We start from the raw sequence: 9,819 nt of genomic DNA, 5'->3' as shown, positions 1-9,819 counted from the left end.
ACGACCAGGAGACGACGTGACGAAGAAGTCCCGGATGTTCCGCCGAGCCGCGGCCGTGCTGGCCGCGGCAGCCGTAGCAGCGACGCTCGGCGTGCAGCCGGCGCAGGCCATCAGCACGAACAAGGACAAGAAGTTCCTCGTCGTGTACAACAACAACATCGAGAATCTGGCCGGCTGCGACGGGAACTACGCCAAGTTCATCGCCTACCTGAAGAAGCAGAAGAAGAGCCCGGACATCTTCGCCGTCCAGCAGATCTCCAACGCCAAGCAGCTGGCGACGTTCACCAAGCGCCTGTCCGACGAGTTGCCGGGCAGCTACAAGGGGATCATCGCGGTGTCCAACCCGGGGTCCATGGGCTACACGTCGGGTTGCAAGGTGAAGAAGAACCAGCAGACGAACGCGATCATCTATCGAACCGGCCGACTCACCCCCGAGAAGACGGTGAAGTGGCGCTCACTTGCTCCCTACCACTACGCCGATGGTCCGTGTCAGGAGCTGTACGGCAGCTACAAGTCCAGTCAGGATCGGGTCGTCAACGTGGCGGTTCGGTTCCACGACAACGTGGCCGGCAAGGACGTGACGGTCGCCGCGGTCCACTGGCCGACGAACACCTGGAGCGGCCCGCGCTGTGCCGCGCAGAACATGAGGGCGACCAATAGCGTGGTCGAGAAGCTCGGTGGCAAGGTCAAGATCGTCGCCGGAGACATGAACGCGAGGAAGGGCGAGGCCGGTTGGTGGACGAAGGCGCGCACGACCTACAAGTACCGCGATGTGGTGTGGGACAGTGCGTGCGCACCCAAGACGAAGACGAAGAAGGCGAACACCTGTCCGGATTCGACGTCGACCAACGGCGATCGGCGGATCGACTACCTGCTGACCAAGGGTGGCCACACAACGACGAACGTCGCGACGATCAGCAACGCCGCGGTCGGCGGGAAGTACTCCGGGCACCAGGCGCTGAGGGCGTACGTGAAGTACTGATCGGCGCCCGCAAGTACTGATCGGCACCCGGGCGGTGGGGCACTAACCTGAGCCCGTGCCGACCAGTGACGAGCCGACCAGTGACGAGCCGACCAGCGCCCCCGACACCGACCAGGCCGCTCCCTGGTGGCGGACGGCGGTGGTCTATCAGATCTATCCGCGAAGCTTCGCCGACTCCGACGGCGACGGCATCGGCGATTTGCCGGGGATCACGTCCCGGGTGCCGTATCTGTCCTCGCTCGGGGTGGACGCGGTCTGGCTCTGCCCGTTCTATCCCTCGGCGCTGGCCGACGGCGGCTACGACGTCGACGACTACCGCGACGTCGATCCGCGGCTCGGCACGCTAGCCGACTTCGACGACCTGGTGACCGCGCTGCACGCCGCCGACATCAAGATCCTGGTCGACGTGGTGCCGAACCACACGTCCGACCGGCACGCCTGGTTCGTCGAGGCCCTGGCCTCGCCGGCCGGATCGGCGGCCCGCAACCGCTACATCTTTCGCGACGGGCTCGGCCCCGACCAGGACCGTCCGCCGAACGACTGGGAGTCGCTGTTCGGAGGCTCTGCCTGGGAGCCGGTCGGCGACGGCCAGTACTACCTGCACATGTTCGCCGCCGAGCAACCAGACCTGAACTGGCACGACGACTCGGTCCGGGCCGACTTCCGGGCGACCCTGCGGTTCTGGGCCGACCGCGGGGTGGACGGCTTCCGGGTGGACGTGGCGCACGGTTTGATCAAGGACCTGAACGAGCCGTACCGGCCGTGGAGCGAGATCTCGGAGGTGATCAGGCCGGACGGGTCGCATCCGCTCTGGGATCGGGAGGACCTGCCCGAGGTCTATCGGGAGTGGCGAGCGGTCTTCGACGAGTACGTCCCCCCGCGGATCGCCGTCGCCGAGGCATCGGTGCACCCGACCCGGCGTTCGCGCTATGCGGCGTCGGACGGGCTGGGGATGGCCTTCAATTTCGAGATGCAGGACGCCGACTGGTTGCCGTCGGACTACCGCCGCGTGATCGACTCCGGCCTCGGCGACCTGTCCCGCGGCGAGACGCCGACCTGGCTGCTCGGCTGCCACGATTCACCGCGGGTCGCGACCCGCTACGGGCTAGCCCGAAACCCGGGCCGCAACTCGCAGCAGACCGCTCGGGACTGGCTGCTCACCGACGGCCGGCTGCCCGAACTCGATCGGGCTCTGGGCGAGCGGCGGGCCCGGGCCGCGGTGTTGATCTTGCTCGCCCTGCCCGGCTCGACGTACGTCTTCCAGGGTGAGGAACTGGGCCTGCACGAGGTAGGAGACCTGCCGTCGGCCGCGCTGCAGGACCCGATGGCGCAGCGTTCCGGCGGCAAGGAGAAGGGCCGCGACGGCTGCCGTGTACCGCTGCCGTGGACCCCCGACGGTCCGTCGTACGGCTTCGGTCCGGGACCAGCGAACCTGCCGCAGCCGGCTTGGTTCGCCGACTACTCCGTCGCGAGCGAGTCCGAGCGTGCCGACTCGACCCTGTCGCTGTACCGGGCGGCCCTCGCCCTGCGCCGGGTGCTCGCGACCGGGGACGAGTTCGGCTGGCTTGATTCCGGCTGGCTCGATTCCGGCGACGACGTCCTTGCCTTCCGGCGACCCGGTGGCTGGGTCAGCGTGACCAACTTCGGCGGGCAACCGGTCGGTCTCCCGGACGGGCAGCTGCTCCTCGCCAGCGGCGCGCTGCCGGACGGCCGGCTGCCGAGCGACACGACCGCGTGGTTCCGCGTACCGTGACGAGATGACCGAGATCACCTTCGTCACCGCAGACATCACCGAGGTCGACGTCGACGCGGTCGTCAACGCGGCCAACTCCACCCTGCTCGGTGGCGGCGGGGTCGACGGCGCGATCCATCGCAAGGGCGGGCCGGAGATCCTGGCCGCCTGCAAGGAGCTCCGGGCGACCGACTACCCGGACGGCCTGCCGGCCGGCCAGGCGGTCGCGACCACAGCCGGACGCCTCCCGGCCCGCTGGGTGATCCATACGGTCGGACCGACGTGGGCGAAGACGATCGACAAATCGGACGTGCTGGCGTCCTGCTATCGCGAGTCCCCCCGCGTGGCCGACGAGCTCGGCGCCCGCACGGTCGCGTTCCCGGCCATCTCGACCGGCGTCTACCGGTGGCCGATGGACGACGCGGCTCGGATCGCCGTCGGCACGGTCGAGGCCACCTGGACCCGGGTGCAGGAGGTGCGGTTCGTGCTGTTCAACCAGGACGCGTACCAGACCTTCCGCGCGGCGCACAGCTAGCGGCGCGCGGCGCGATCTCCTGGCCGGGCCAGGGAGACCCCGCATTGTCCGCCGCCGCGTCCGGGTCGATCATGGGCACCGTGCGGACGCTGCTCAACATCATCTGGTTCATCTTCTCCGGCTTCTGGCTGTGGCTCGCCTACATGCTCGCCGGGGTGATCTGCTGTGTCCTGATCGTCACGATCCCGTGGGGGATCGCGTCGTTCCGGATCGCCAACTACGTGGCCTGGCCGTTCGGCCGCGAGGTGGTCGAGAAGCCGACGGCGGGCTGCTGGTCGCTGATCGGCAACATCATCTGGTTCATCGTCGCGGGCTGGTGGCTGGCCGTCGCCCACGTCACCACAGCCATCGCGCTCTGCCTGACGATCATCGGCATCCCGATGGCGATCGCCAACCTCAAGCTCATCCCGGTGACGCTGCTGCCGCTGGGCAAGGAGATCGTCACCAAGCCTCGCGGCTGAGCGAACCGGTTCGGACGCGGGGTTCAGCCGCGACCCTCGTCGAGCACGAGCCACTGCCGCCCGTCGATCAGCTCACGGGCGGCGTCGAGGTGCCCGGCATGACAGGCGACCTCGCTGATCATGTGCAGCAGGATCTCCTCCAGGTCCGCCAGCCGCCAGTCGCCGAACAAGCCGTCCGGCCACCAGCGCGGCGGCGCGTCCAGCGGTGTCGAGCCGATGATCTCGTCCGATCGGCGGATCGCCCGGCGATAGTCCCCGAGCACCTCCTCCACCGGCTCTCCGGGTCCGACGTACCAGGTGTCGGGCCGGCCGGCGAAGAACGAGATCGCGGTCGGCTCGGCCCCGACCACGGCGTGGAACCAGAACCGCTCCTCATCCAGGGTGAGGTGCCGGATCAGCCCCAGCACTGTCCATCCGGACGGCAGCACAGGTCGTCGCATCGCTTCGGCGTCCAGGCCGGCCACGATGCCGAGGGCATGATCGCGCTGCGCGCTCAGCTGGCCCAGTAGCCGGTCGCGGAGCTTTTCGGCCGCCGTCATCGTTCTTCTCCTGTGCCGAGGGTCGGCCGTAACTGCGGCGTCACGCGGATGTCACGGCGTGTCGCCATCGTTGGGCCGTAGCCGCGGCTACAGACTGGATCCAGGCCTGGAAGCCGACGAAGCGGCCCCGTCGAGCTCGGGTCCAGCCCGAGACCCTGCCGGGTATGAGCCGGCAGGGTCTTTCGCACCCGGCCGCCCGTCGATCGAGCATCTGCGGAGCCCCACCGCGAGTGCGGCCGTGCGTCTGCGGGCCGGTGGTCGTTCGTCGTCGCGGTCATGGCGGTTCTCCTCCGGAGGTCGTCGAGCGTCGTCGTCGGAGGTGACCTTCCGCTCGGGGGCAGAATCATCGGTGATGAATCCCGAGACCCGGCCCGATCACGACTCCGGTCCCGAACCCGACGATCTCGCGGGCGCTCAGCAGGGCGACGCCGAGGCGTTCGACCGGCTCGTGGCCCCGCTGCGACCCGCCCTGCACGCGCACTGCTATCGCATGCTGGGCTCCGCGCACGACGCCGACGACGCCCTGCAGGAGGCGCTGCTGCGCGCCTGGCGCAAGATCGCCGGGTTCGAGGGCCGCAGCTCGCTGCGCAGCTGGCTGTACTCGGTCGCGACCCGCTGCTGTCTGGACCAGCTGGCCGGCCGCCGGCGTCGCGCGCTGCCGATGGACCTGTCGCCGGCCAGCGAGCGGGTGGTGACCAACGACGTACCGCTGTCCGAGGTCAGCTGGCTCGGTCCGTATCCGGACCGGCTGCTGGAGGATCCCGCGACCCGGGTCGAGGAGCGAGCCGGCATCGAGCTCGCGTTCGTGGCCGCGCTGCAGCACCTGCCGGGCAACCAGCGGGCCGCGCTGGTGCTGTTCGACGTGGTGGGCTTCAACGCCGCCGAGATCGCCACGATCATGGACACGTCGGTGGCATCGGTGAACAGCAGCCTGCAGCGGGCGCGCGCCGCGGTTGCGGCGCGGATCCCGGCCCGATCCCAGCAGGAGACCCTGGACGACCTGGGCGACGGGCGCCGGCGGGCCGTCGTCGCCGCGTACGCTCGCGCGTTGGAGCGGGGTGACATCGAGGCACTGATCGGCCTGCTGACCGCCGACGTGACCTGGTCGATGCCGCCGCTGCCGCACTGGTACGCCGGCCTCGGCTCGGTGCGGGAGTTCGCGCGCCGGGTGCCGATGACCTGTGGCGCGTGGCGCCACCGGCCGACCAGCGCCAACGGGCAGCCCGCGGTCGCCTGCTATCTGCGTCCGGCCGGCGAGGACGGTTATCGCGGCTGGGCGATCAACGTGCTCACCCTGCGCGACGAGCGGATCGCCGCGATCACGTCGTTCATCGGGGAGGACCAGTTCCGGTTGCTCGGCCTGCCGGTCGAGCTGCCGCCGGTCGCCGCCGGTCGCTGAGCCTTTCTCGAACTGTCCAGGTTCACGGCGGCGTAACCCGCGCGGAGGCTTCGGCTGTAAACATGTGCGGCGTGAAACGTACTGTCACCTGCTCGATCGACCTGGGCCTCACCGGGCCCGCCCGGCTTGTCTACAGCGTCGCCGTCGCCGCCGGCATCCCGCTCGCCGACGAGTCCTTCACTCTCACCGTCGACGGCGCACCGGTCTTGCCGACCGAGATCACCGACGTCCACGGCACCCGGCTGCACACCGCGTACGTCGACGGCAGCACCGCGAGCATGCGCTACGAGGCGGTGGTCGACGGCATCGACGCGGTGCCGGTGGTCGGCGACGCCGACGACATCGTCTATCTGCGACCGAGCCGCTATTGCGAGTCCGACTCACTCGCGCCGACCGCCGCCAGCGAGTTCACCGGGCTGTCGGGACTGGACCTGCTCCAGGCGGTGATCAGCTGGGTGAACGACAAGCTGACCTACGTCACCGGCTCCAGCCTGCCGACCGACGGTGCGGTTCGGACCCTGCTGGCCCGGCAGGGCGTCTGCCGCGACTTCGCGCACCTGTCGATTGCCCTCCTCCGGGCGCTGAACGTGCCGGCTCGGCTGGCTGCCGTCTATGCCCCCGGGCTCAGCCCGATGGAGTTCCACGCCGTCGCCGAGGCACTGGTCGACGGCCAGTGGTGGGTGGTGGACGCGACCCAGCTGGCGCCGCGTCAGAGCCTGCTGCGCGTGGCCACCGGCCGCGACGCCGCCGACACGGCCTTCCTCACCAACTTCGGCGCGGCCACCCAGCTGAACGGTCTCGAGGTGACCGCGGTGGTCGACGACTTCGCCCTCGACGACACGACGAAGCTGACCCAGCTGCGCTGACCCCCGAACCGGAAACTGTGCAGATCTCGCAGCGACACGCTGATCCGACCTGCGACAGCAGCACAGTTTCCGGCCGGGGTGGGTGGGTGGAGGAGGGCGTACCGGCGGCCGGCGAGACGAAAATCGCCGCCCGACACCGTTGTCTTCGAAGGTGACACGTGTTAGGTTATTTCTGGGTGAAGTCATAGCCGGCCCGCTTGTCGTCACAAGGGTCGCCGTGAAATTCTTTGCCCTGTTATTTCCACTACGGATCGTCGGGCACGTACCTGCCCGTGGAAAGGAAGTGTGGCGTGGCCACAGTCAGTTTCAAGGACGCGACTCGCGTCTACCCGGGGGCAGATCACCCCTCCGTCGACAAGCTGAATCTCGACATCGGCGACGGTGAGTTCATGGTCCTGGTCGGGCCGTCCGGTTGCGGCAAGTCCACCTCGCTCCGCATGCTCGCGGGCCTGGAGGAGGTCAACGCCGGCAGCATCTTGATCGGAGACCGGGACGTCACCGACCTCCCGCCGAAGGATCGCGATATCGCGATGGTGTTCCAGAACTACGCCCTGTATCCCCACATGACCGTGGGCGACAACATGGGCTTCGCGCTGAAGATGGCCGGCGTACCCAAGGCCGAGCGTCAGCAGCGCGTGCAAGAGGCCGCCCACCTGCTCGGCCTGGAGGACTTCCTCAACCGCAAGCCGAAGGCGCTCTCCGGTGGCCAGCGGCAGCGTGTCGCCATGGGTCGCGCGATCGTCCGTTCGCCCCAGGTCTTCTTGATGGACGAGCCGCTGTCCAACCTGGACGCCAAGCTCCGGGTTTCCACCCGCACCCAGATCGCCGCGCTGCAGACCCGGCTCGGCGTCACCACCGTCTACGTCACCCACGACCAGGTCGAGGCCATGACGATGGGCGACCGGGTCGCGGTGATGAAGGCCGGCATCCTGCAGCAGGTCGACAGCCCGCTGTCGCTGTACGACAAGCCGCGCAACCTCTTCGTCGCCGGCTTCATCGGCTCTCCGGCCATGAACCTGATGGAGGGCACGATCGTCGACGGTGGCGCGAAGCTGGGCGACTACGTCGTCCCGGTCCCGCGCGAGACCCTGGCGAAGGCCGAGGGCGAGAAGACCGTCATGCTCGGCATCCGGCCGGAGAACTTCCAGCTGGGCACCGGTGAAGAGGGCGTTCCGATCGACGTGGCGGTGACCGAGGAGCTCGGCGCGGACGCGTACGTGTATGGCACGCTGTCCGGCATCTCCGAGGACGAGCAGCTGACCGCTCAGCAGATCGTCGGCCGCATCTCGTCGCGGACGCCTCCGCAGCGCGGCTCCTCGATCCGCCTGACGATCGACCCGGGCCACGTGCACGTGTTCTCGCAGAAGTCGGGCGACCGCATCTCCTGATCAGCGAGCTCGACACCGATCCACGCAAGACCCCGGCCCTCGGGCCGGGGTCTTCGCGCGTTCCGGACTCCCCTCGCCCCTCCGGCACCTCGGATCCCTTGGGGCTACTCGGATCCCCTGGGGCACTTCGGATCCCCTGGGGTGACTCGGATCCCGTGTAACGGATCCGAACCGCTCCAAGGGATCCGAAGCTGCCCGGGGGCCGGGAGGCGGTTGCCGGGCCGGGGAGTGGGATGCCCAGGCCGGCTGCGAGGTTCTCCGGGGGTAGCTGCGCCATTCGGATCCGTTAGGACGGTTCGGATCCCGTACAGCGGATCCGAACTGCCCCAGGGGATCCGAACCGCATTAGGGGATCCGAACCGCACCAGGGGATCCGAACCGCACCAGGGGATCCGACCTGCACTACGGATCCGGATCGAACCCCGGGAGTCCGACGCTGTGCGGGCCGGAGGTGGTGTTCGTCACCTGGTCGCGGGCTGCCGGGGGACGTACGTCTGCTGGCAAGATGGTCGGGTGCCCCGGTTCCTCTCAGCGCAGACCGACACCAGGCTGATCACGCTCCCGTGGAGCGTCCCGCTGGCCGACTGGCCCGCCGAGAGCCTGGTCGCGCTCCCCCGCGGCATCTCCCGGCACGTGGTCCGGTTCGTCCGGGTCGGCCGCGAGGTGTACGCCCTCAAGGAGGTGCTCGAGCATCTCGCCATTCACGAGTACCGGACGCTGCGCGACCTGACTCGGCTGGACACCCCCTCGGTCGAGGCACAGGGCGTGGTCACCGAGCGGTACGACTCTGCCGGCAATCCGCTCGACCCGATCTTGATCACCAGGCATCTCCAGTTCTCGCTGCCCTATCGGTCCCTGTTCAGCCGCGGCGTACGCCAGGACACCGTGAACCGGCTGGTCGACGCGATGGTGGTGCTGCTGGCGCGGCTGCACCTGATCGGGTTCCTGTGGGGCGACGTGTCGCTGTCGAACACCTTGTTCCGGCGCGACGCGGGTGCCTTCGCCGCCTATCTCGTCGACGCCGAGACCGGCGAGCTGCACGACCAGCTCAGCGACGGCCAGCGCGAGCACGATCTGACCATCGCCCGGACCAACCTGTTCGGCGAGTTCTGCGACCTGGAGGCCGGCGGGCTGCTGGACGACGCCCTGGACCCGCTGGTGCTGGTCGAGACGATCGAGAGCCGCTACCGCGAGCTATGGGCCGAGCTGACCGGGGTCGAGGAGTTCGACGGCACCGAGATGCACCGGATCGAGAGCCGGGTCCGCCGGCTGAACGCGCTGGGTTTCGATGTCGCCGAACTCGACATCACCACCGACTTCGACGGCTCGACCATCCGGATCCAGCCGAAGGTCGTCGACGCCGGGCACCACTCGCGCCGGTTGATCCGGCTGACCGGATTGGACACCGAGGAGAACCAGGCGCGCCGGTTGCTCAACGACCTGGACTCCTACCGCGCCCGGACCGACCAGCAGAACGCCGACGAGGCGATCGTGGCCCACCAGTGGCTGACTGATCGGTTCGAGCCGGTGGTGACCATGGTGCCCGGCGATCTCCGCGGCAAGCTGGAGCCTGCCGAGCTCTATCACGAGGTGCTCGAGCACCGCTGGTTCCTCAGCGAGGACGCCGGCAAGGAGATTCCGGTCGAGGAAGCGGCGTCGAGCTACATGCGCGAGGTGCTCGCCAAGTTGCCGGACGAGCAGATCGCGCTGGCCAGCGAGACCACGATGCTCGGTCTGGCGAACCCGTTCGACCCGTCCCAGGGATTCGCCGACGACGACTACGTGAAGCCGTACGACCCGTGGGAGGACGACGCCTCCGAAGAGGCGGCAGAAGAGGCGCCTCAGGCTGCCGCGTTCCTCGACATCGCCGCGCTGCGCAATCGGAAGTCCAAGGGCGACCTGCCGACCTAGCCGTCT

9 protein-coding genes are annotated in these 9,819 nt (G+C 68.9%); 8 read left to right on the top strand and 1 reads right to left on the bottom strand.

What is annotated here, in order from left to right:
* Positions 1 to 16: 16 nt before the first annotated feature.
* Genes ABD747_RS04885 through ABD747_RS04870 form a run of 4 tightly spaced genes read left to right on the top strand, consistent with a single transcriptional unit; the run spans position 17 to position 3,710 of the window.
* Entirely contained in the window at positions 17 to 982 is a 966-nt protein-coding gene (locus ABD747_RS04885; protein ID WP_344801969.1) for a hypothetical protein, read from the top strand.
* Between the two features lie 55 nt (positions 983 to 1,037).
* A complete protein-coding gene (locus tag ABD747_RS04880) occupies positions 1,038 to 2,735 on the top strand; it encodes a glycoside hydrolase family 13 protein (protein WP_344801968.1) in 1,698 nt (565 codons plus the stop codon).
* 4 nt (positions 2,736 to 2,739) lie between these two features.
* Positions 2,740 to 3,249, top strand: a complete 510-nt coding sequence (locus ABD747_RS04875; protein ID WP_344801967.1) for an O-acetyl-ADP-ribose deacetylase — start codon at positions 2,740 to 2,742, stop codon at positions 3,247 to 3,249.
* Positions 3,250 to 3,293: 44 nt separating this feature from the next.
* A complete protein-coding gene (locus ABD747_RS04870) occupies positions 3,294 to 3,710 on the top strand; it encodes a YccF domain-containing protein (protein ID WP_425562483.1) in 417 nt (138 codons plus the stop codon).
* Between the two features lie 23 nt (positions 3,711 to 3,733).
* On the opposite strand, the gene ABD747_RS04865 is transcribed toward ABD747_RS04870, so the two are convergent.
* Positions 3,734 to 4,249, bottom strand: coding sequence for a DinB family protein (locus ABD747_RS04865; RefSeq protein ID WP_344801966.1), 516 nt, complete (start codon positions 4,247 to 4,249; stop codon positions 3,734 to 3,736).
* 352 nt (positions 4,250 to 4,601) lie between these two features.
* On the opposite strand from ABD747_RS04865, the gene ABD747_RS04860 reads away from it, so the two are divergent.
* From ABD747_RS04860 to ABD747_RS04845, 4 genes are all read left to right on the top strand, one after another.
* Complete coding sequence (locus ABD747_RS04860; RefSeq protein ID WP_344801965.1) at positions 4,602 to 5,648, top strand: sigma-70 family RNA polymerase sigma factor; 1,047 nt, start codon at positions 4,602 to 4,604, stop codon at positions 5,646 to 5,648.
* A 71-nt stretch (positions 5,649 to 5,719) separates the two neighbouring features.
* A complete protein-coding gene (locus tag ABD747_RS04855) occupies positions 5,720 to 6,514 on the top strand; it encodes a transglutaminase-like domain-containing protein (RefSeq protein WP_425562482.1) in 795 nt (264 codons plus the stop codon).
* Between the two features lie 290 nt (positions 6,515 to 6,804).
* Positions 6,805 to 7,902 (top strand): ABC transporter ATP-binding protein, encoded by a 1,098-nt coding sequence (locus ABD747_RS04850; protein ID WP_344801963.1) that lies wholly within the window; start codon positions 6,805 to 6,807, stop codon positions 7,900 to 7,902.
* A 513-nt stretch (positions 7,903 to 8,415) separates the two neighbouring features.
* The gene (locus tag ABD747_RS04845) at positions 8,416 to 9,813 is read left to right on the top strand and encodes a DUF4032 domain-containing protein (RefSeq protein ID WP_344801962.1); all 1,398 of its coding nucleotides are present in this window, start codon (positions 8,416 to 8,418) and stop codon (positions 9,811 to 9,813) included.
* Positions 9,814 to 9,819 lie beyond the last annotated feature (6 nt).

Origin of the sequence: Microlunatus ginsengisoli, assembly GCF_039537205.1 — a bacterium.
GTDB classification, from domain to species: Bacteria; Actinomycetota; Actinomycetes; order Propionibacteriales; family Propionibacteriaceae; genus Microlunatus; species Microlunatus ginsengisoli.
This window is presented reverse-complemented; position numbering and strand designations above follow the sequence as displayed.